General features: G+C 63.4%; 15 protein-coding genes. 4 read left to right on the plus strand and 11 right to left on the minus strand.

Annotation, left to right across the window (positions count from 1 at the left end; translation table 11 throughout):
• Positions 1–314 precede the first annotated feature (314 nt).
• Positions 315–5,036: a glutamate synthase large subunit gene (gene gltB / locus LB513_RS17425; protein WP_224664739.1), complete on the plus strand. Its 4,722-nt coding sequence runs from the start codon at positions 315–317 to the stop codon at positions 5,034–5,036.
• A gap of 142 nt (positions 5,037–5,178) precedes the next feature.
• The gene (locus LB513_RS17430) at positions 5,179–6,633 is read left to right on the plus strand and encodes a glutamate synthase subunit beta (protein ID WP_224664740.1); all 1,455 of its coding nucleotides are present in this window, start codon (positions 5,179–5,181) and stop codon (positions 6,631–6,633) included.
• Here LB513_RS17430 and LB513_RS17435 read toward each other — a convergent pair.
• Together LB513_RS17435 and LB513_RS17440 are read right to left on the minus strand one after the other, a co-directional pair.
• The gene (locus tag LB513_RS17435; protein ID WP_224664741.1) at positions 6,630–7,850 is read right to left on the minus strand and encodes a DUF459 domain-containing protein; all 1,221 of its coding nucleotides are present in this window, start codon (positions 7,848–7,850) and stop codon (positions 6,630–6,632) included. The two genes, LB513_RS17430 and LB513_RS17435, sit on opposite strands and share 4 nt — an antisense overlap.
• A gap of 115 nt (positions 7,851–7,965) precedes the next feature.
• On the minus strand, positions 7,966–9,189 hold the full coding sequence (locus tag LB513_RS17440) for a lytic murein transglycosylase (protein WP_224664742.1): 1,224 nt from the start codon (positions 9,187–9,189) through the stop codon (positions 7,966–7,968).
• 202 nt (positions 9,190–9,391) lie between these two features.
• Between LB513_RS17440 and galU the strand changes: the two genes are divergently transcribed.
• Positions 9,392–10,297 carry a UTP--glucose-1-phosphate uridylyltransferase GalU gene (gene galU / locus LB513_RS17445; RefSeq protein ID WP_224664743.1) on the plus strand — a complete coding sequence of 302 codons (906 nt, stop codon included), beginning with the start codon at positions 9,392–9,394 and terminating at the stop codon, positions 10,295–10,297.
• Positions 10,298–10,340: 43 nt separating this feature from the next.
• Here the strand turns inward: galU and LB513_RS17450 are convergent, their stop codons facing one another.
• The gene (locus LB513_RS17450; RefSeq protein ID WP_224664744.1) at positions 10,341–12,086 is read right to left on the minus strand and encodes an outer membrane beta-barrel protein; all 1,746 of its coding nucleotides are present in this window, start codon (positions 12,084–12,086) and stop codon (positions 10,341–10,343) included.
• Between the two features lie 251 nt (positions 12,087–12,337).
• Between LB513_RS17450 and LB513_RS17455 the strand changes: the two genes are divergently transcribed.
• On the plus strand, positions 12,338–13,339 hold the full coding sequence (locus LB513_RS17455) for an SIS domain-containing protein (protein ID WP_224664745.1): 1,002 nt from the start codon (positions 12,338–12,340) through the stop codon (positions 13,337–13,339).
• A 76-nt stretch (positions 13,340–13,415) separates the two neighbouring features.
• Here LB513_RS17455 and LB513_RS17460 read toward each other — a convergent pair whose 3' ends face one another.
• From LB513_RS17460 to LB513_RS17495, 8 genes are all read right to left on the minus strand, one after another.
• A complete protein-coding gene (locus tag LB513_RS17460; protein ID WP_224664746.1) occupies positions 13,416–13,880 on the minus strand; it encodes an NfeD family protein in 465 nt (154 codons plus the stop codon).
• A 20-nt stretch (positions 13,881–13,900) separates the two neighbouring features.
• Positions 13,901–14,851, minus strand: coding sequence for an SPFH domain-containing protein (locus LB513_RS17465; protein WP_224664747.1), 951 nt, complete (start codon positions 14,849–14,851; stop codon positions 13,901–13,903).
• A 118-nt stretch (positions 14,852–14,969) separates the two neighbouring features.
• Positions 14,970–16,181 (minus strand): NAD(P)/FAD-dependent oxidoreductase, encoded by a 1,212-nt coding sequence (locus tag LB513_RS17470; protein ID WP_224664748.1) that lies wholly within the window; start codon positions 16,179–16,181, stop codon positions 14,970–14,972.
• Complete coding sequence (gene hemH / locus LB513_RS17475; RefSeq protein ID WP_224664749.1) at positions 16,181–17,245, minus strand: ferrochelatase; 1,065 nt, start codon at positions 17,243–17,245, stop codon at positions 16,181–16,183. Before hemH ends, LB513_RS17470 begins: the two co-directional genes overlap by 1 nt.
• Before the next feature lie 166 nt (positions 17,246–17,411).
• Positions 17,412–19,586: a bifunctional metallophosphatase/5'-nucleotidase gene (locus LB513_RS17480; RefSeq protein WP_224664750.1), complete on the minus strand. Its 2,175-nt coding sequence runs from the start codon at positions 19,584–19,586 to the stop codon at positions 17,412–17,414.
• A gap of 191 nt (positions 19,587–19,777) precedes the next feature.
• Positions 19,778–20,158, minus strand: coding sequence for a hypothetical protein (locus LB513_RS17485; RefSeq protein WP_224664751.1), 381 nt, complete (start codon positions 20,156–20,158; stop codon positions 19,778–19,780).
• A gap of 85 nt (positions 20,159–20,243) precedes the next feature.
• Positions 20,244–21,689 carry a homospermidine synthase gene (locus LB513_RS17490; RefSeq protein ID WP_224664752.1) on the minus strand — a complete coding sequence of 482 codons (1,446 nt, stop codon included), beginning with the start codon at positions 21,687–21,689 and terminating at the stop codon, positions 20,244–20,246.
• A gap of 130 nt (positions 21,690–21,819) precedes the next feature.
• Complete coding sequence (locus LB513_RS17495) at positions 21,820–22,749, minus strand: heme-dependent oxidative N-demethylase family protein (protein WP_224664753.1); 930 nt, start codon at positions 22,747–22,749, stop codon at positions 21,820–21,822.
• Positions 22,750–22,771: the final 22 nt, after the last annotated feature.

Raw genomic sequence — 22,771 nt, forward strand, 5'->3', positions numbered from 1 at the left:
GCCCAAGTTTTTTGTGAATCAGTCTTGTGCGCAGCAGGGAATTCTGTCATAAAATTTAGGACAGTAGTGCTGTCTTATTTTGTCGCACAAAACAGGCTGGATTGGCGTATCTTGCCTTTCCGGCTGTTGCCGCGAGCGGCAGGTGGACGGCCCTAAGCTGGCCTGTACGAATACGGACCACGCGGAAAACCGCACGGTCCGCAACTATTTCGCAAGACGTGCCGCAAGGATCAAGGGTGAGCCAAGTGCTTGCCGGGGCAAATCGGCGACCGAAGAACTGGCCAGCGCCCGAAGCGCTGGGAACGGAGGACACAATGACGGACATGACGCTCTCTGCGACGAACGGCCAGGCCGCGCAGACGAAAGCGGCAACCGTCAAACACGCCCTGCGAACCAATACCGGCTTTTCCGCCCACGGGCTCTACGATCCGCGCAACGAGCACGATGCCTGCGGCGTCGGCTTCATCGTCAACATGAAGGGCGTGAAGTCCCACCAGATTGTGCTGGACGGGCTTGCCGTGCTCGAGAACCTCACGCATCGCGGCGCCGTCGGCGCCGACCCGCTGATGGGCGACGGGGCGGGCGTGCTGGTTCAGCTGCCGGACCGCTTCTTTCGCGAGGAGATGGCGGCGCAGGGCATCGAATTGCCGAAGCCCGGCCACTATGCCGTCGGCCACGTCTTCATGCCGCGCGATCCGCAATTGCAGGCGCATATCGAGGGCATCATCGCGGAGGTGGCGCAGCTCGAGGGTCAGCCCCTGCTCGGGTTTCGTGACGTGCCGGTCGACAATTCCTCGCTGTCCAAGGCGCCAGACATTGCCGCGTCCGAACCGGTGCAGCGGCAGGTGTTCCTGGGTCGCAACGCCAACATCGAAACCGATGACGAGTATGAGCGCCGCCTGTTCATCCTGCGCAAGGTCATTTCCGGGCGCATCCATGAGGAGACAAAGGGCGTCGACAACGGATTCTATGTCGTGTCGATGTCGTCGCGGACCATCGTCTACAAGGGCATGTTCCTCGCCTATCAGGTCGGCGCCTACTACAAGGATCTGCGCGACCCGCGTTTCGAGACGGCGCTGATCCTTGTTCACCAGCGCTTTTCGACAAATACCTTCCCATCGTGGAAGCTGGCGCATCCCTATCGCATGGTCGCCCATAATGGCGAAATCAACACGCTGCGGGGCAACGTCAACTGGATGGCGGCGCGTCAGGCGTCCGTCGATTCCGAGCTGTTCGGCAACGACATTTCCAAGCTGTGGCCGATCTCCTACGAGGGACAGTCGGACACGGCGTGTTTCGACAACGCGCTCGAATTCCTGACGCAGGGCGGCTATTCGCTGGCCCACGCCATGATGATGCTGATCCCGGAAGCCTGGGCAGGCAACAAGCTCATGGACGCCGACCGCAAGGCCTTCTACGAATATCACGCGGCGCTGATGGAGCCGTGGGACGGACCTGCGGCAGTCGCCTTCACCGATGGCCGCCAAATCGGCGCCACGCTCGACCGCAACGGCCTGCGCCCGGCGCGCTATGTCGTCACTGACGACGACCGCGTCATCATGGCGTCGGAGGCGGGCGTTCTGCCGGTGCCGGAAGAGAGGATCGTCAAGAAGTGGCGGCTGCAGCCTGGCCGCATGCTTCTGATCGACCTCGAAAAGGGTCGCATCGTGTCGGACGAGGAGATCAAGTCCGAGATCGCGACGCGCCATCCCTACAAGACCTGGCTCGCCAACACGCAGCTCATCCTCGAGGACCTCAAGCCGGTGGAGCCGCGCGCGCTGCGCAAGGACGTCAGCCTGCTCGATCGCCAGCAGGCGTTCGGCTACAGCCAGGAGGACACCAAGCTGCTGATGACGCCGATGGCCACGACAGGCCAGGAAGCGGTGGGATCGATGGGCACCGATACGCCGATCTCGGCCATGTCGGACAAGTCCAAGCTGCTCTACACCTATTTCAAGCAGAATTTCGCCCAGGTCACCAACCCGCCTATCGATCCGATCCGCGAGGAATTGGTGATGAGCCTCGTGTCGTTCATCGGGCCGCGGCCGAACATCTTCGACCTGGTCGGCAATTCGCGCCGCAAGCGCCTCGAGGTGCGCCAGCCGATCCTGACCAATGGCGATCTGGAGAAGATCCGGTCGATCGGCCATACCGAGGATCGTTTCGACACCAAGACGATCGACATCACCTACGCCTCAAACGAAGGCGCCTCAGGGATGCAGGGCGCCATCGACCGGTTGTGCGAGCGCTCGGAAGCGGCTGTCGCGGGCGGCTACAACATCATCATCCTTTCGGACCGCCAGGTCGGGCCGGACCGTATCGCCATCCCGGCGCTGCTGGCGACGGCCGCGGTCCATCATCACCTCATCCGCAAGGGTCTGCGCACTTCAGTCGGGCTGGTCGTCGAATCGGGCGAGCCGCGCGAGGTGCATCATTTCTGCTGTCTCGCCGGCTACGGCGCCGAGGCGATCAATCCCTATCTCGCCTTCGACACGCTGACCGACATGCACAAGCGCGGCGAACTGCCGGCGGAGGTCGACGCCTACGAAGTGGTCTCCCGCTATATCAAATCCATCGGCAAGGGCATCCTCAAGGTGATGTCCAAGATGGGCATCTCGACCTATCAGTCCTATTGCGGGGCGCAGATCTTCGACGCAATCGGGCTGAAGAGCGATTTCGTTCAACGTTATTTCACCGGAACCGCGACGCTGATCGAAGGCGTCGGGCTGGAGGAGGTTGCCGGCGAGACGGTCAGCCGCCACACCGACGGTTTCGGCGATGATCCGGTGCTGCGCAACGGCCTCGAGGTGGGCGGCGAATATATGTTCCGCATGCGCGGCGAGGCGCATATGTGGTCGCCCGACGCGGTCGCCACCCTGCAGCACGCCGTGCGCCAGGGATCGTGGGAAACCTTCAAGGATTATTCCGCACAGATCGACAGCGAGACCGCCCGCGCGCAGACCATACGCGGCCTGTTCAAGATCAAGCTGGCGCAGGAGACCGGCCGCGAGAAGGTCGCGCTCGATCAGGTGATGCCGGCGGCCGATATCGTCAAGCGGTTCTCGACCGGGGCGATGTCGTTCGGGTCGATCTCGCGCGAGGCGCACACCACTCTGGCGCGCGCCATGAACCAGATTGGCGGGAAGTCGAACACCGGCGAGGGCGGCGAAGAAGCCGACCGCTATCTGCCGTTGCCCGGCGGCGGCAAGAACCCCGAGCGCTCGGCGATCAAGCAGGTCGCGTCTGGCCGTTTCGGCGTGACGGCTGAGTATCTCGTCAATTCGGACATGATGCAGATCAAGGTCGCGCAGGGCGCCAAGCCCGGCGAGGGTGGCCAACTGCCCGGCCACAAGGTCGATGCGACCATCGCCAAGGTCCGGCATTCGACGCCCGGCGTCGGCCTGATCTCGCCGCCGCCGCATCACGACATCTATTCGATCGAGGATCTGGCGCAGCTGATCTACGATCTGAAGAACGTCAATCCGGCCGCCGACGTGTCGGTCAAGCTGGTCTCGGAAGTGGGTGTCGGCACGGTCGCGGCCGGCGTGGCCAAGGCGCGCGCCGACCACATCACAATCTCGGGCTATGATGGCGGCACCGGCGCGTCGCCGCTGACCTCGCTCAAGCATGCCGGCAGCCCGTGGGAAATGGGCCTTGCCGAGACGCACCAGACACTGGTCCTCAACGGCTTGCGCTCCCGCGTCGCGCTGCAGGTCGATGGCGGGCTACGCACCGGGCGCGACGTCATCATCGGTGCACTGCTCGGGGCCGACGAGTTCGGATTCTCGACCGCGCCGCTGATCGCGGCCGGCTGCATCATGATGCGCAAGTGCCATCTCAACACGTGCCCGGTCGGCGTCGCGACTCAGGATCCGGTGCTGCGCAAGCGCTTCAAGGGTACGCCCGAGCACGTCATCAACTTCTTCTTCTACGTCGCGGAAGAGGTGAGGGAGCTGTTGGCCGAAATGGGCTACACCCATATCGACCAGATCATCGGCGACACCGATCTTCTGGAGAAGCGCGACCTGATCGTGCACTGGAAGGCACGCGGGCTCGATTTCTCGAAGATGTTCTTCAAGCCGGACGCGCCGCATGAAGCGGTGCACTGGACCGAGCGCCAGAAGCATCCGATCGACGACGTGCTCGACCGCAAGCTTATCGAGCTGGCCAAGCCCGCGCTCGAAAGCCGGCAGCCGGTCAGCATCGAACTGCCGATCCGCAATGTCGACCGTTCGACCGGCGCCATGCTGTCGGGCGAAGTGGCCAAGCGCTTCCGGCACAAGGGCCTGCGAGAGGACACGATCTCGGTGAAGCTGACCGGCACGGCCGGCCAGTCCTTCGGCGCTTTCCTGGCGCGTGGCATCTCGTTCGAACTCGTCGGCGCGGGCAACGACTATGTCGGCAAGGGCCTGTCGGGCGGACGCATCGTCATCCGGCCGCCGGAAGAGGCCAGGATCGTGGCGGCCGAATCCATCATCGTCGGCAATACCGTGCTCTATGGGGCAACGGAGGGCGAGGCCTATTTCGCCGGTGTCGCCGGCGAGCGTTTCGCGGTGCGGAATTCCGGCGTCGCGGCAGTCGTCGAAGGTGTCGGCGACCATGGCTGCGAGTACATGACCGGCGGCATCGTCGTCGTCATCGGCCAGACCGGCCGCAACTTCGCCGCCGGCATGTCGGGCGGCGTCGCCTACGTGCTGGACGAGGCCGGCGATTTCGCCGAGCGCTGCAACATGGCGATGGTCGAGCTGGAGCCGGTTCCGGAGGAAGACGACCTCATGGAAAGGCTGCTGCACCATGGCGGCGACCTCGACCACAAGGGCCGTGTCGACGTGTCGGGAGACATGACCAGCCATGATGAAGAGCGGCTCTACCAGCTGATCTCCAACCACGTGCATTATACGGGCTCGGTTCGCGGTCGTGAGATCCTCGACAATTGGACGGTTTTCCGGCCCAAGTTCCGCAAGATCATGCCGGTCGAATATCGCCGCGCGCTGATCGAGATGGAGCGCATGCGCATGGGCGTGGCGGCCGAATAGATTTCTGCCACAGCCGGGACGGCTGGCGTCCCGGCTGGCACATCATCAACAATCCCGACCTCGGGTTGAAGGTTGCCACGGCTGCCTGACGAGGTTACGGGTGCGGCGAAAACCGCACCATCTGGACAGCAGGAACTGGACCATGGGCAAGGTAACGGGCTTTCTCGAAATCGACCGGCAGGTGCACAAGTACCAGCCGGCCTCCGATCGCATCCGGCATTTCCGCGAATTCACGCTGCCGATGTCGGACAAGGAGGTCGAGAAACAGGCCGCGCGCTGCATGGATTGCGGCATCCCGTTCTGCCATGGGCCGACCGGCTGCCCGATCCATAACCAGATCCCCGACTGGAACGACCTCGTCTATGCCGGCGATTGGGACAACGCGATCCGCAACCTGCATTCGACCAACAATTTTCCGGAGTTTACCGGCCGCATCTGCCCGGCGCCCTGCGAGGAGGCGTGCACGCTGAACCTGGAGGACATCCCGGTCGCGATCAAGACGGTGGAGCAGGCGATCGCCGACAAGGCCTATGAAACCGGCCATATCAGGCCTTATCCGCCGGAGAAGAAGACCGGCAAGCGGGTGGCCATCATCGGCTCGGGACCGGCCGGCATGGCGGCCGCCCAGCAACTCGGCCGCGTCGGCCACGATGTGCATGTCTATGAGCGCGAGAGCCGCCCGGGCGGGCTGATGCGCTATGGCATTCCCGACTTCAAGATCGAGAAGCACTATATCGACCGCCGTGTCGAGCAGATGCGGGGCGAGGGCGTGACCTTTCATTGCGGCGTCAATGTCGGCGTCGACAAGCCCGTGACGGAACTGCTCTCGGAGTATGATGCCGTTCTCTATTGCGGTGGCTCGGAAACTCCGCGCGCGGCTGCCATTCCCGGTGACGACCTTGGCGGCGTGCATGATGCAATGCCCTATCTGGTGCAGCAGAACAGGCGGGTTGGAGGCGAGCCTATCCAGTCGGTGGCATGGCCTTCCCACCCGATCATCGCCAGCGGTCAGCATGTGGTCGTCGTCGGCGGCGGCGATACCGCGTCCGACTGTGTCGGCACGGCGTTCCGCCAGGGCGCGGTGCGTGTCACCCAGCTCGACATCCGGCCGCAGCCGCCGGAGAAGGAAGACAAGCTTTCAGTCTGGCCCTACTGGGCAACCAAAATGCGCACGTCGTCCTCGCAGGCCGAGGGCGCGGAACGCGAATTCCAGGTGGCGACGCTCGAGTTCATCGGCGAGGAAGGCCAGTTGACCGGGGTCAAGTGCTGCGAAGTCGACGAAAAGCGCAAGCCCATCCCCGGCAGCGAATTCGTGATCCGCGCCGATCTCGCTTTCATCGCCATCGGTTTTGCCGGCCCGACCACCGCAGGCTTGGTTACGGAGCTCGACGGGCAGATCAAGATCGTCACCGACAGCCGTCGGTCGAAGAATGTCGAGGCCAATGACCGCGACTACAGGACCAGCGTCGACAAGCTCTACGCGGCTGGCGATGTACGCCGCGGCCAGTCGCTCGTCGTCTGGGCAATCCGCGAAGGCCGCCAGGCCGCGCGTTCGATCGACGAAGCGCTGATGGGGTCCAGCGTGCTGCCCCGTTAGGGATTGCTTGCCCTTGTGCCGGTCACGACCGCATTGGCCGTTGGCCGAGGTGTTGGCGGCCAAGTGAAATCGTCGGCGCGGCCGGGTGAAGCTTCGGGCGCCTTGCCCTCCACGACGAGTTTTTCGCCAGGGAGGTCCGGATTGTTGTTTGCCGGCGGTGCCGCACCCATCAGTTCGGAACCGCCGTCGAGCGCGGGATCGCTGAGCAGCATCGGCGCGGTGCGGTCGATGACGATCGGCGCCGCAGCCGGCGCCGGCTCCTTGACGGGAGCGCCGGCCGGAGCGGAGGCGGTGACGGCTCCTCCGGGGGCGGCCAGGCCCAGGATCTTCAACAGCGGCTTTTCGGTATAGAAGGCGAGCTTGCGCTTGCCGGCCTTCGAGACATTGATTCCGTCATCGGTGCGCAGCCGCACGACCTGGCCGTTGGTGTCGGGTCCGCTGGTTATGAAAGCGCCGTTCTCGTCGACGAAGCCATCCCAGACGTCGACGAATTCCGCGCCATGGTTTTCGGCCGCCTGATGGTAGATGTCGTTGAAAGCGAGCATGTCCGAGGTCATTTTCGGCACCTTGAATGCCGGCATGCCGACCCAGAGGAACGGCAGCTTCTCTGCGGAAATGGCCTTGCCGAGTGCGTCGGTGCGGCGCTCATATTCCTTCGTCCAGTTCTCGGATCGGGGCGGTTCGCGCACATCGCCGACTTTCATCGCCTGGCGGTCGTTGGCGCCCAGCATGACAACCACGGCAGCTGGTTTTTCGGTGTCGATCAGCGATTTTATCTGTCCCGGCCAGTCATAGACGTCGTCGCGCACAAAGCCGGACGAACCGTTGCCGCGAAAGATGATCCTCACTGCGGGATTTTCGGCAAAGGCCGCGTCTAGACCCTCGGCGAGCCCCGAGGCCATGAAGTCGCCCACCACCAGAACGATGCGGGCATCGGGCGTCTTTTCGGTTATCGGGACCTGGGGTTCGGCCGGCGCGCGCGGGGCGCGGGGTTTTCGGCGCTTGGGCTTGGGCAGATCCTGCGGCGGCTGAACCCGCTCGAGGCGGCGGGGAAAAAGCAGATCGCGCAACGACCAGCCGCGGCTTTGCTGCGGCTGTTCCTGCGCCAATGCCGGGCCGTGAAAGGCGGCCGCAGCACCAACGGCAAGCAGGATGACGGCCAGAATCACAATTGGCGCGCGACGAACAAGCCCTGCGATGCCCACGGCCGAAGCCATTGCTCCTCCATCTCCATGGCAGATCCCGCAGGCGCAATGATCTGCAGGGCTGCGCCGCCGGATTGCTACAGTGTCGCGAACGCGGCGGAAAGGCCGCGCGGCACCGTCGCTGGCTCTATTTCCGCCGGAGCCATTTCAGCACTTCCAAGCTCGGATAGCCATCCTGGGTGAGGCCGGCCCTGGCCTGGAAGGCCATGATGGCGGTCTTCGACCCGTCGCCGATCTTGCCGTCAAACTTGCCTTCGTAGAGACCGTGCTGGGACAGGCGCTTCTGCAACTCCTGCCTCTCCTCGAAGCTGAGCTTCGTGAAGGGCCGCTTCCAATCCTGCACAAGTCCGTTGGAACCGGCGATTTCGTCAGCAAGAAGACCGACTGCAAGCGCGTATTTGTCGGCGTTATTGTAGGCCTTGATCACCGAGAAGTTCCTGATCATCAGGAAGGCCGGCCCACCGCGACCGTCCGGCACTTTCAGCGTCGCCTTGTCTGTCAGGTTCTTGAACGGCTTGCCGCTGGCCCTGACGACACCGAGCGCCTGCCATTGCGCCAGCGTCTTCGAGCCGGCGGGGAGCTTGCCAGCCGGCAGTGTGACCTCGTAGCCCCAGGTCTTGCCTGCCTGCCAGCCGTTTTTCTTCAACAGATTGGCCGATGTTGCTAGAGCGTCGGGGATCGAGTTCCAGATATCGCGCTTGCCGTTACCGTCCATGTCCACGGCATAATGCTGGTAACTGGTCGGGATGAATTGGGTGTGGCCCATGGCGCCCGCCCAGGAGCCGCTCAGATGGCTCTCGTCGATATCGCCGGTCTGCAGGATCTTGAGCGCCGCGACCAATTGGGTGCGGGCGAATTTTGCCCGCTTCGGATCTGCATAGGCCAAGGTCGCCAGCGAGCGCACAACATTACGCATGATGTCGTCGCGCTTGAGGATTTCGCCATAATTCGATTCCATCGACCAGATGGCCAGCAATATGTTGCGGTCGACGCCGAACCTCGCCTCGATCCTGTCCAGCCACGGCTTCCATTTCCTGGCCATCTGCCGGCCGACGGTGACGGATTGATCGTGGACACGATTGTCAAAATAGTCCCAGGCCGGTGCGGTGAATTCGGGCTGCGTTTGTGCCTTCTCCAGCACCACCGGGTCGATGTCCCTGATGTCCCTGAAAGCCTGGTCATAAACGGCGCCGGAAACCCCGCCCTGAATGGCTGTGGCACGGAAGCCGGAGACCCACTGCCTGAAACCGGAATCGGCGAAAGCCGGGCCGGAGGGCATCAGCAAAGCGAGCGAGAGGCTGGCTGCCGTCACGGCGCCGGCGAAACGCTTTGCGACATTGCGAACGGACATCTTTTCCTCCTTCTCTATAACGGGAAAGACCATTCATCACCGAACCGGGTTAGGAATTGGTTTACCATGGGCCGCATCTGGAACGAAATCTCGCTTCGACGCTTTACGTGTGCGTTTTCCTCCACCGCTCAAGTAATCCTTAATTCCGGCGTCATAATGTCGAGATGGGTGCGGAGCTGGCCAGCAAGCGGGTAACAAGACGATGAAGAGAGTTCGCAAGGCAGTTTTCCCGGTCGCCGGCCTCGGCACGCGGTTTCTTCCGGCCACCAAGGCTGTCCCCAAGGAGATGCTGACCGTCGTCGACAGGCCCGTCATCCAGTATGTCGTGGATGAGGCGCGCGAGGCAGGCATCGAGCATTTCATCTTCGTGACCGGCCGCAACAAGGCGGTCATCGAGGACCATTTCGACATTCAATTCGAACTTTATGACACGCTGGCGCAGCGCGGCAAGAACGATCAGCTTGCCCGGCTGCAGCGGCTGCAACCGGCGCCTGGACAGACCAGTTTCACGCGCCAGCAGGTGCCGATGGGGCTTGGCCACGCCGTATGGTGCGCGCGTGAACTGGTAGGCGACGAGCCCTTCGCCCTTCTGTTGCCAGACATGATCATGCAGTCGGAGAAGAGCTGCATGAAGTCGATGGTCGAACTCTACGAGGAGACCGGCAACAACATCATCGCCGTGCAGGAGTGCGACCCGGCCGAAGCCCATAAATACGGCATTGTCGGACGGGGCGAGGATACGCATCACGGTTTCCGCATCACCGAGATGGTCGAGAAGCCCAAGGCCGGCACGGCGCCGTCCAATCTCTACATCAATGGGCGCTACATCCTGCAGCCGGAGATCTTCAAGATCCTGGAGGGCCAGGAAAAGGGCGCCGGAAACGAGATCCAGCTGACCGACGCCATGCTCAAGCTGGAGAAGCAGCAGTCCTTCTACGGCTACCACTATCAGGGCCGGACCTTCGATTGCGGGTCGCCGGAAGGCTTTGTCGAGGCCAATGTCGCCTTCGCGCTGTGGCGTGGCGACATGAGCGAGAACATGACCGGCGTCATCCGCACGCTTCTCGATGAGATCGAGCCGTCAAAGCATCATGGCGCCGGGTTCTGATCCTAGCAGCGGCCGGCGCTTCCATGGCCGGGCTTGAGCGATTTCATCGCTGCAGCTTGACGCCAAGGAAGATGCTGTTGGCCGTATAGTCGCGGCCTTCCTGGTTGCTGGTCAGCTTCTCGGTCCTTACCCGGGTGACCAGCCCAGCATAGCGGTTCAGCCACCACGTCAAGCCGGCCTCGGCGCTTAGGGTCAAGTCGTGACCGTCAATGCCGCTATAGTCGCGCCAGTCCACGCCCAGTGCGGCGTTGCCGGTCAGGTCGGCACGAATTTTCCGTTCGCCCGTCAGGCGGGCCGAATAGAGGATGTCGCCGCTCTGTCCCGCGGTTGTCGTGCCTTCGACTGTGGTCTGGCCGGTCAAGCCTATGATCGTGCCGCGTTCGGGTGACCATTTGAGGTCCGCACTTACAGTGGCGCCGGAAACTGCCCCCAGCCTGTCGTCATCGATCGCTTCCCGCAGCCAGCCCGCGGAGAATTCACCAGACAATTTCTCGCCCATGTCCAGCTGCAGGCCGGCGCGGGCACCAAGCCGGGTCGCGGACCGTTCGTAGCCGTCGGCGTCGATGCGTTGGTCATAGATCCGGCGGCCCGCCTCGATCTCGGTGAAGGGCGTAATGGCGGGGGAGATTTCGTAGCCGGTGCGCAGGGTCGCCGTGTAGAGCGTCGAGTCGCGGTCCTTCTGCGACAGTGAGGTGCCGTTCGAAAGCTCGGCATCGCCATAGAAATCGTGCTCGACCGCGCCGGTCAGCGCGTAGCGCATCTTGCCGACATCCTTCTCGAGGCTGAGGCTGCCGTTGAGGGTCTGTCGCAGCGGTTGCGACGACACGCCGGCAATGGCATCCGGCGAGGACGCCGATTCAGGCGCGGCCTCATAGCCGAGCTTGGCGATGGCCTTCAGTTCGTTGGTGAGATCGACGTTGAGCTGGCCCTGGATGCGGCCCTGCCCATTGTGGACCGGGTAACCCGACACGCTCTCGCGGAAAAGCCCATTGCCGTCGATGACCGCCGAATTCTCGCGCCAGTCGGAGGCGGCGGAGAAGCGCAGGGCGGTTTCGGAGAGCAGCGCGGACTTGCCGGAACTGCTCGAATCGCCGTTGGATGTGGCGGTCAGGCCCTGTTCAAGCGTCGGCCGGATGACGAAGGAGCCCCATCTGATACCGGTGGCGGCGAATGGATCGTCGTCGATCTTCCGCTGCTGGCCTTCGATGGCCGTCGCGCGTTCGGCATCGAGCTTGAGCCTCTCGGCGCTGTCGATGGTGACGGCGCGACGATTGGCGCCGTCCTGGTCCGTGTCGGTGCTGTTCGGCTCCGTGGTGGGCGCGGTGGCCGCGTTCGTCGTGATCTTTTTCTTCTTTGCCTTGTCGCCTGCCTTGTCCGTGCCGGTGGTGATCTTCGTGGCGGCCGACGTGCGGCGTGGCTTGGGAGCCACGGGCGTGTCGGCAGACGTATCATCCGTTGATGTGGGTGGATCGAAGATACTGCCGGTCGCGGTCTCATCGCCGCTCTTGGTGTCGTCCGGCACCGCTCCTGCGCTGGCCGGCAGATAGGTCCGCGCCGGTGCATTGTCCTGCGTCGCGGCCTGCTGGCCCTGCGCGGCCAGGGCGAGCTGCCTGGCCTTGCGTTGCTGGTCGGAGAGAATCGCCGATTCCGAGACCTCTCCGCGCAGTTCCGTTTCCTGCGCGCAAAGCAAATTCGGGCGCAGCAAGGCAAAAACGCTGGTCGCCAGGAGCAGGGCGCAGACCGCCTTGCCCTTGCGTGCTCTCGATCGTTTTGGCCGGGCCTCGGACATCGCCACCACTGCTCGCGCGACGCACGCGCGCCATACTTACCGAACCGTAAATGGGGATGGTTAACGGAGGGTTGAGGCAAGGCCCGGTGGCAATCGCCAGCACCAGATCCCAATGGATTGTCGACGGCGCGGCCGAAGCCTTGGCTTTGGCCGCCACGCCCGGACCCATGTCAACGCACTCGTCCGGAGCGCCATGCCTTTGCGCCAATTCTGTTGGACAGTCGCATGCCAAAGCGCTAATCGCATCACCCATGCATGCGGGACCACACGATAAGAAACCGTTGGACAGGCAAGCGTCGATCGCGTCGGCGCTGAGAACGGTGGCGACCGAACAGGCAGGAGTCGCGGCGCTTGCAGCGGCACTGGAGAACGGGCTGGCAGGGCCTTTTGCCGAGGCCGTCGACACGATCTCGAGGATCGAAGGCCGGCTGATCATTACCGGCGTCGGCAAGAGCGGTCACATCGGTTCCAAGATCGCGGCGACGCTGGCATCGACCGGCACGCCAGCCTTTTTCGTCCATCCGGCGGAAGCCAATCACGGCGATCTCGGCATGATCGCTAGGGATGACGCCATCATCGCCATGTCCTGGTCAGGTGAGACCAAGGAACTCATGGGCATCGTCGCCTATTCCAGGCGCTTCTCCATCCCGCTGATCGCCATCACCGCCGGAGAGACATCGGCATTGGCGCGGGCCGCCGATGTTGTGCTGCTGTTGCCTCGCGCTCCGGAGGCCTGTCCGCACGGCCTGGCGCCGACGACGTCGACGCTGTTGCAACTGGTCATGGGCGACGCGCTGGCGATCGCGCTGCTGGAGGCGCGCGGCTTCACGCCCGACCATTTCCGCACCTTCCATCCGGGCGGCCAACTCGGCGCGAACCTGACGCAGATCCGCGAGATCATGCATATCGGCGACAGGCTCCCGCTGGTCGCTACAGGCACCAGCATGAAGGACGCGATCCTCGAACTGTCGAGCAAGGGCTTTGGCTGCGTCGCCATCACCGACACCGCCGGCGCGTTGGTCGGCATTATTACCGACGGCGACATCAGGCGCCATATCGGCGGCAATCTGCTGGCAATGACGGTGGACGAGGTCATGACAAGGGGTCCGAAGACGGCGACGCCGGACACGCTGGTGGCCACGGCGCTGCAGACGATCAACAGTTCGGCCATCACCAGCCTGATGGTCGTGGAGGGCAGCCGGCCGGTCGGGCTGGTACATCTGCACGACCTGCTGCGCATCGGCGCCGCATGAAGAGTGACGCTGGTCTGGGTGTTGAATTTCGGCGTGGGCGATCCTTAGGGCCGGCACGCGCCCAAATGCCCTCGGCTCAAACCGCCTCGACCGTCAGTTCCAGGTCGGTGTCCGCGGCGGCCGTGACGCGCACCTGCGTGCCGGCCGGGAGGTCCGGGCCGGCGACGCGCCAGAGCGTGTCTCCGAGCTTGATGCGGCCGCGGCCATCCTTGATCGGCTCAGCCAGGGTGGCCATCTTGCCGATCAATTGCGCCCCCCGTCGGTTCAACAGAGGCTGGTCGGTCGGAGCGTTGCGGCCGCCCGCCAGCGTCTTGCCGACATAGGCCGAGACCAGCGACAGTCCCAGGAAGGCCAGCACCTGGACCTGCCCCGTCCAGAAGCCTGCGTCCCATATCAGCAGCGACACGACCCCGATCAGCAGCGCCGCGATGCCGATCCACAGCATGAAAATGCCTGGGGCAATGACCTCCATCACCAGGAGTGCGAAGCCCAGGATCATCCAGTTCCAGGGACCAAGTTCGGCGATGATACGATCGATCATGGGAGCAGCCTCCTATGAACTCAGTTCTCGCCCGGCCTGACGATTGGGGGGCGCGCGGCCTGCCTCTGCGAACCGGTCGTTCCCTCGCTGCGGAAGACTTCCTTGGCGATCTCGCCAATGCCGCCCAGCGAGCCGATCAGGGACGTCGCCTCGAAGGGCATCAGCACGATCTTGCTGTTGGTCGCGGTGCCGATCCTTCCCAATGCCTCGGTGTATTTGAGCGCAACGAAGTAGTTCAGCGCCTGGACGTCGCCCTTGGAAATTGCTTCGGACACGACCTGCGTGGCTCGGGCTTCCGCCTCGGCGGAGCGTTCGCGGGCTTCGGCGTCGCGGAAAGCGGCTTCCTTGCGGCCCTCGGCCTCGAGGATCTGCGATTGCTTGAGGCCCTCGGCGGCCAGGATCTGCGCGCGCTTGTTGCGCTCCGCCGTCATCTGCCTGCCCATCGATTCGATGAGATTGGCCGGCGGATTGATATCCTTGATCTCGACGCGGGTGATCTTGATACCCCAGGGATGGGCGGCTTCATCGACGACGCGCAGCAAGCGCTCATTGATGGCGTCGCGGTTGGACAGCAATTCGTCCAGATCCATCGAACCCATGACGGTACGGATGTTGGTCATCGTCAGGTTGAGGATCGCGTTCTGCAGGCCGGCGACCTGATAGGCTGCCTGCGCTGCGTTGAGGATCTGGAAGAAGGCAATGCCATCGACGCCGACAATGGCGTTGTCACGGGTGATGATCTCCTGGCTCGGAACGTCGAGCACCTGCTCCATCATGTTCATCTTGGCGCCGATGCGATCGACGAAGGGCACGATGAGGTTGAGGCCGGGGGTCAACGTCTTGGTGTAACGGCCGAACCTCTCGACGGTGTAGTTGTAGCCTTGCGGAATTGTGCGGATGCCCTTGAAAAGGATCAGCACGACAAGAGCGACCAGAACAAGAATTGCAATATCGAAACCACTGAAGTCCATTTGGCTCTCCCTCGTCGCCGGCCACCGGAGCGTTCCCCTCCGACAACTTCACCAAATACTTAAGTGTGTTTCAGGAGCGTTACAATCAGGCGATGGGCTATTGTTTCACGCCGTGGTGTCAACGGTTGAAAGCGAACAGCTTTGCATCCGTATCGTCCGATCCCCGGATCGTGGCTGACACGATCTCCGATGCGATCCTCGAGAAGGTAATGCCGTTGCCGCCATAACCCATGACCGCATGGATGCGCGGATGTCTCGGAACGGCGCCGATATAGGGCAGGCCCGTGGTCGTCGTGCCGAAGGAACCGGTCCACGCGAATTCCGGCTCCACATCGAGATGCGGAAACAATTGGCCAAGCTTTTGCGCGATGCGCGCACTCTTGTCGGCGATCAGTCTATCGCGCCGTACCTCGTCGACAAAATCCTCGTCCTCGCCGCCGCAGATCACCCTGCCATCGGCGGTGGCTCTGAGGTAAAGATAGGGGTGGGATGCCTCCCATATGAACGCCGCTCCCTGCCAGACATTTCGCGGCTGCGGGCGTGTGGCGATCGCCCAGGTCGAAATGATCCGGTGGGCCGCCGCCGGCACGATGTCGGTCAGTTCGTAGCCTGTGGCCAGCATGACACTGCGCGCGGTGATGGTCGGGCCCTCCCTGGTGGCGACGACCACTTCGTCGGCGCTGTCCTCGATCGTCATCGCTTCAGCGGGTGCATAAAGCCGCGCCTTGCGTTCCAGGGCCTTGAGGAGCAGCCCCGACGTAAGCTTGCGCGGGTCGAGGGCGATGTTGTCATGGCTTAGAATGGCGCCGTCGCGACTAATGCCGAATTCCTGGGCCAGGGGTGCTGCCGAAAGATAGGTCGCGGCGATGCCCGCCTGCCGCCGCGCATCGGTTTCGTCGCGCAGTTCCGACGGGCCAAGCGTTGTTCCAGCCAGGTAGAGCGACCGGGTGCGGCTCAGGCGGCAGTTGATGCCGAGTTCTGCGATATGGGCTCCGAGGCTGGAAACGGCGAGCCGCGAGCGCCGCCAGGCCTGCTCCGCAGACGCGCGGCCGATCATCTTCGACAGGGTCGAAAGCGGTTGGTCGATTTCGAACTGCACCAATGCCGTCGTCGCCGACGTCGAGCCTTGCAGCGGGCCGCGCCGGTCGATGCAGATAACGGAATGGCCGTCTGCCGTCAGCGCTTCCGCCATCATGGCGCCGCTCATCCCCATGCCGACGATCAGCACGTCGGCCTTGGTATCGCGCGTCAGCATCGTCGTCGGAACGGTGGGCGACCGATAGGCGGACCAGACGGGCCGGCCAGTCCTGAGGTCGAGTTTGCGGGCCATCAGGCCCAGCCGGACAGTTCCCGCCGCACCATCGCCTCGACCACGGCCATACCCTCCTCGCTGTCGTTGAGACAGGGGATGTGGGCGAAGTTCTCGCCGCCCGCATGATGGAAGGTCTCGGCCGCCTCGCGGCCGATCTCGTCCAGAGTTTCGATGCAATCGACGGAGAAACCGGGATTGACGACCGCGATCGACTTCACGCCCTGCTGCGCCAGATGCTCGACAGTCTTGTCGGTATAGGGTTGCAGCCATTCCTGGGCGCCGAAGCGCGACTGGAAGGTGATCATCAGCTTCTTTTCGCTCCAGCCCAGGCGTTCGCGCAGCAGTCGCGTCGTCTTCTGGCAATGGCAGTGATAGGGGTCGCCCTTCTCGAAATAGGGCTTCGGGATGCCGTGGTAGGAGGTGATGACCACCTCCGGCTCGAAGTCGAGCGTGGCCAGATGCCGCTCGATGGATCGAGCCAGCGCCTCGATATAGACCGGTTCGTCATAATAGGGCGGCACGGTTCGGATGGCGGGCGCGGCGCGCATCTTCATCAGCGCGCGGAAAAGCTGGTCATTGGCGGTCGCCGTCGTGGTGGCCGAATATTGCGGATAGAGCGGGAAGGCGACGATGCGGTCGCAGCCGCGCTCGACAAGACTTCTGGCAACGCTCGCGGTCGAAGGATTGCCATAGCGCATCGCCCAGTCGACAACGACATTGGGCATGTCGGCCAGCGCCTGGCTCAGCTTTTCGGCTTGGGCGCGGGTGTAGGTGCGCAGGGGCGACTCGTTCTTCTCGCGGTTCCAGATGAGGGCATAGTTGGCCCCCGACTTCTTCGGCCGCGTGGTGAGGACGAGCCCATAAAGGATCGGATACCAGATCGCCCTGTTGAGCTCGATGACGCGCGGATCGGACAGGAATTCCCTCAGATACCTCCACATCGGCTTGAAGTCGGTGCCGTCGGGCGTTCCGAGATTGACCAGCATGACGCCGATCTTGCCGATTCTTACCGGCGGATGTCCGGCCGGCAATGGGCCGATTGCCTTCGCGGCCTTGACGTCGATAGGGGTGGAAAGCGTCATGATGGTTCTCCAGGAGACGCGAAGCTAAGCCTCTTGCGCCCGCTTTCAATGCAGCCCGTGGCCGCACCTCGTGACGGGCGACGCCGCGTCGGTCATAGCAATATCCCGAAAACAGACAACCCGCCCGGTTTTCCGGACGGGTCTGTCTTTGGGGTAGGCAGCGCGGCTAGTTCGCTGGGATGGTCAGCGTGGCGCCGACCGGAAGCCGTCGCGGTTCGTAGCCCTTGTTGGCGGCCGAAATGACCTTCCACTTGGTGCCGTCGCCATAGGCTTGCTTGGCCAGGTCCCAGTAGGTGTCGCCGGCGACGACCACATGGCTGGTTTCGGCAGGCGCAGCCTCGGCTGGCTTGGGCGCCGGCGCGGGCTCGACGGGTTTAGCCGGTGCCGCTGGCGCGGGGGCAGGCGCAGGTTCGGCCGGCTTTGCGGGTGCAGGTTCTGCCGGCTTTGCCGGTGCAGGCTCGGCGGGTTTCGCAGGCTCCGCAGTCGCGGGCGCAGGCTGGGCCGGCTTGGCCGGTTCGTTGGGCGCGGGCGCGGCTGCTGGCGCTGGCTCCGTAGACATGGCCGGCGGCGTGTTGGCGATGTCGCCGGAGTTGGCCGGCAGTTCAGGCATTGTGGGGCCCGTTTCCGCAGGTGCGGCTTCCGCCGGCTTGGCGGGTTCAGCCGGTGCGGGGGCCGGGGTCGCCGGCGCCGCTTCGGCGGGCTTTGCGGGCTCGGCGGCTGGCGCAGCAGGTGTGGCGATTTCAGTTATGCGGCCTTCGAGCTTCGGCGTGTAGGGACGGTGCGCGCCGAGATAGTCGGCAACGACCTGTTCGAGACCCGGACCGTAGTCATAGGCATTCTTGGCCTTGTCGGCGAAGACCTTGTAGCCGTCGCCGCCCTGGCGAACGTAATTGTTGGTGGCAACGAGATAGTCCTTGGCCGGATCGATCGGCTTCCAGGCGCCGCCCTGCATGACCTCCACGGATTTGATGCGGCCGGCATTGGGTGCGACCGACTTGTCGAACGAGTATTTCAAGCCGGCGACCTGCGGGAAGCGGCCGGCGCCATCCTCGACCTGGCTGACGCCGCTCTCGAGCCCGGCCACCAGATCCTTGCCGGAAATCTGGAAGGTCGCCAGCGTGTTCTGGAACGGCAGCACCGTCAGCACTTCGCCCATGGTGACGGTGCCCTTGTCGATCGAGGCACGCAGGCCGCCGCCATTCGATATGACGATCTCGACGCCCTGTGCCTTGACGCGGTCGAGGATGGCGTCCGAGACGAGGTTGCCCATCGCGCATTCCTTGACGCGGCAGCTCTCCCGGCTGCCGTCGACGACATCGGTGGTCTCGGCCACTTCCTTGTTTTTCAAGGCTTCGATCGGCGCGCCGAGTTCCTTGATGCGGGCGAGCACGGCCGGATCGGGCGTGATCGACTTGTCGAGATAGATAGGGTCGCCGCTGGCCGATTTGACAATGCCATTGTCGTCGAACACCACCTTGAACTCGCCGAGATATTTCGAATAGGACGCCGCCTGGACGACCGGGACCTTGTAGCCGTCGGGATTGTCGACCATCGTCGGATAGGGCCCCTCCGCCTTCGGATCGGTGTTCGACAGCAGCGAATGGCTATGGCCGCCGACGACGACGTCGATGCCGGGGATCTTGGCGATGACGTCACGCTCGCGCCTGTAGCCGATATGGGTCACGGCGATGATCTTGTTGACGCCTTGCCCTTTCAGCTTCTCGACCTCGGCGGTGATCGATTTGACGTCATCCTCGATGGTGATGTTCGGGCCGGGTGACGCAATCTCCGGCGTTTCGTTGGTAATGGCGCCGATAATACCGATCTTCTGGCCGCCAACCTCGAGGACGATCGACGGTTTGACACGATCGCCGAGCTTGGACTGCGCGTTGGCCTTCACATTGGCGCCGAGGACGGGAAACTTGATCATGTCGAGGAAGGGTGCCAACGCCGCCTCCCCATCGTCGAACTCATGATTGCCCAGCGCCATCGCGTCGAACTTCATGTCGTTGAGGAATTCGCCTTCTGCCTTGCCCTTGTAGGTCGTGTAGAACAGCGAGCCCTGGAAATTGTCACCGGCGCTGAGCAGCAGCAGGTTCTGGCCTTGGAGCTTCTTGCGTTCCTGAGCGATCGCTGTGATCAGCCGGCCTGCGCCGCCGACGCATTCGCCCTTGGTCTCTTCGTCGGCCGAACAGGTCGATTCATATTTGTTGTTGCCCTCGATACGGCTATGCCAGTCGTTGATGTGCAGGATGTTCAGCGTGTAGTCGGCAAAGGATGCGCCGGCCGACAGGCCGAGCGCCGAGGCGGACAAAGCGGCAATGGCGGCGATCTTCTTCATCTTCGTCTCCCGGATCGACAGATCAGACGCGTTTAACGCACGTGCTTGACTGGACTGTTACAGCCAGCTTTCAGCCATGGTCCCATCGTGTTCCGGTCGATGCAAGCAGAAATGCCGCCAGTCCTTGCCGGCATGAAAAAGGACGAAGGGATGGTGGCCTCCGTCCTTGAGCAGGTAAGATAGTGGCGGCGTCAGGTTCGCCGTGTCAGCACGAAATTCTGGCCGGCGGAACTGGTGCAGTTGAGCTGGCTGGTCGAAATCATCAGGCAGTTGAAGCTGACCGGCGTCTGACGGATCAGCGAGGTGCCGCTGATCTGGACGGACGTGGCGCCGGTCATGGTATAGCTGCCGTCGGCGAGCTTCTGGCCGGTGTCGGTGGCGACGGTGGTGAAGGAACCGCCGGCGAAGGTGGAAAGGCCGGTGCCCTTTGCGTCGATCCAGGAGCCTTCGACGCCTTTGGGCGTGGACGCCGCCATCGGCGGCTCATCGGGGCCACTGGTCGCACAGGCGGCCAGCCCGACCACGACCGCCGCAGTCATGCTCATCGAAACAAGCTTGCGCGCAATGTTCATATGAAAATCCTCTCCTCGGTCCGCGTTTCTTCAATCGCCCGATTTACGGGCGATTGCAAGGCAATGTGGCATGGTCGGCCGGGTGCTATCGGACGAGGATGTTGCGGAATTGCCACGGATCGTCGCGGTCGAGGTCTTCCGGGAACAGGCCGGGACGATTATCGAGCGGCGTCCAGTCGGTGTAATAGCCCTTGACCGGTCCGAGATAAGGGGACTGCACGGCGAGGCAGCGCCTGTAGTCCATCTCGTCGGCCTCGACGATGCCGGCTTCCGGGTTCTCCAGAGCCCAGACCATGCCGGACAACACCGCCGAGGTGACCTGCATGCCTGTGGCGTTCTGGTAGGGCGCCAGCTTGCGCGCCTCGGCGAGCGACAGCTGCGAGCCGTACCAATAGGCATTCTTGTCGTGGCCATAGAGCAGCACGCCAAGCTCGTCGACGCCGTCGACAAGTTCATTCTCGTCAAGCACATGGTGAACCGGCTGCGCCTTGCCGGCGGCTCCGAACATCTCGTGCAGCGACAGCACGGCGTCGTTGCAGGGGTGGTAGGCATAGTGGCAGGTCGGACGATAATGAACCTTACCCTTCTTGCCGCGAACGGTGAAGAAATCCGCGATCGAGATCGCCTCGTTGTGCGTCACCAGGAAGCCGTATTGCGGACCCGGCGTCGGACACCAGGAGCGCACGCGCGTGTTGGCGCCGGGCTGTTCCAGATAGATCGCGGCCTTGGAGCCATGCTTGTGCTTCATGGCGTTCTTCGGCATCCATTTCTCGTGCGTTCCCCAGCCGAGCTCCGCCGGCTGCAAGCCCTCGGAGATGAAGCCCTCGACCGACCATGTGTTCCAGAACACGTTCAGGGGCTTCGGCTTCTTGGTGCGCTGGGTGTCGCGCTCGGCGATGTGGATGCCCTTGACGCCGGCCTTCTTCATCAGCTTGGCCCAGCCTTCGCGGTCTTCCTGCGCCGGTTCCGAAAACTCCAGGCCGAGATCGGTGGCAAGGTTGACCAGCGCCTGCTTGACGAACCATGAGACCATGCCCGGATTGGCGCCGCAGGTCGAGACTGCCGTGGCTCCGCCGGGCTTGTCGTGCTTTTCCTTTATCAAGGCTTCGCGCAACGCATAGTTGGTGCGGCTGGCATTGTCGGCCTTGGCGTCGAAATAGAAACCGAGCCATGGCTCGACGACGGTGTCGATGTAGAGCACGCCGAGCTTGCGGCAAAGCCGCATCAGGTCCACCGAGCCGGTGTCGACCGAGAGATTGACGCAAAAACCCTGGCCGCCGCCATTGGTGAGAAGCGGCGTCAGGAGTTTCTTGTAGTTCTTCTCGGTCACCGCGTCCTGGACGAAGGCGATGCCGCGCTCGTCGAGCAGCTTGCGGTCGGTGTCGCGCGGGTCAATGACCGTCATGCGCGACTTGTCGAACTTGAAATGGCGCTCGATCAAAGGCAGCGTTCCCCGTCCGATCGAACCGAAGCCGATCATCACGACAGGGCCGGTGATCTCACCGTAAACGGGCCAGTTTTCAGTCACCATTTTATCGAGCACTCCTTCAAAAAACTCACGAAAGGGGAAAAACGCGCTGAAAACCGGACCTTTTCGCCCGGCGACCATGCGCTACATCACAGATCATTGTCACAAACCAGCGAAAAGCGCCAACCGCCGCCTAGCCGTCATTGGCCATGTGGTTAAGGAGGACGACCAGCCGGTCGCGATCCGAGGTCATGCCCTTGTAGTCGAGCTGGGCGAGATCGAGCGCTTCGAGCTGGGCGGCGAAGGACATCGCCAGCGTCCTACGGTCCGGATGCCGGGCCAGTACGGCCAGCGGGTCGAGATGAATCCGGATGGTGAAGAGGATGTCGCGCGAGACCGGCAGTTTGCGCAGGGTCTGCCGCTCGACGCGGATGAAGGCATGGGCCTCGATATCGCCATCGGGAAAGCGCGACGGGCGGTTGGTGGCGTGGTCGATGCGCTGCAGGTCGGACAGCGGATGGTAAAGCGCGTCGCCGGACTGGATCGACCAGTTGAAGCGTTCGACGGCTTGACCCTGCAGGCCGTCGAACATGCGGTTGATCAAGTCCGCCGGCCTCGTACCCGGGCCGAAGCCGGGCACCGGCGCGTGGATGTCCTGCAATGGGCGGCCGAATTTCTCGACCAGCGACCAGGAGGAGGGGAAGCACAACGAACCGGCGACGAGCCGCCAGCCGCTGTCGCCGCGTCGCATCAGGATGAGGTCTTCTTGGACCAGCAGCGATGCCGCGACGAGCGGCGCCTCCTCGAGGCGGGCGGAGAGGGCGGGGCGCACCGGGGCGCCGATGGGCTCCATGCCGGTAGCGCCATGACCGTAAGTGTCCGGAAATTTCTCCGCCAGATAGGGACGAAGCAGATCGAGCACTTCCTGCTGGGCGTCGCGCGTGCCCTCCTCCTCGACGAAGACCCGCTCGGAGATTTCGGCATAGAGCCGTCGCTTCTCGGCGAGATAAGGCAGCAGGTGGTGGTCAACCTCGATCCAGCCCGCCGGATCGAGCGGCTTCAACCCGATGGTGAAGAGTTTCGACGAGCCGTCATAGGGCGTGTGGGTCGGCAAAGGCGTCATTCAAACCGTTTCACGGGGCAAC

Origin of the sequence: Mesorhizobium sp. ES1-1, from assembly GCF_020164785.1 — a bacterium.
Lineage (GTDB): Bacteria > Pseudomonadota > Alphaproteobacteria > Rhizobiales > Rhizobiaceae > Mesorhizobium.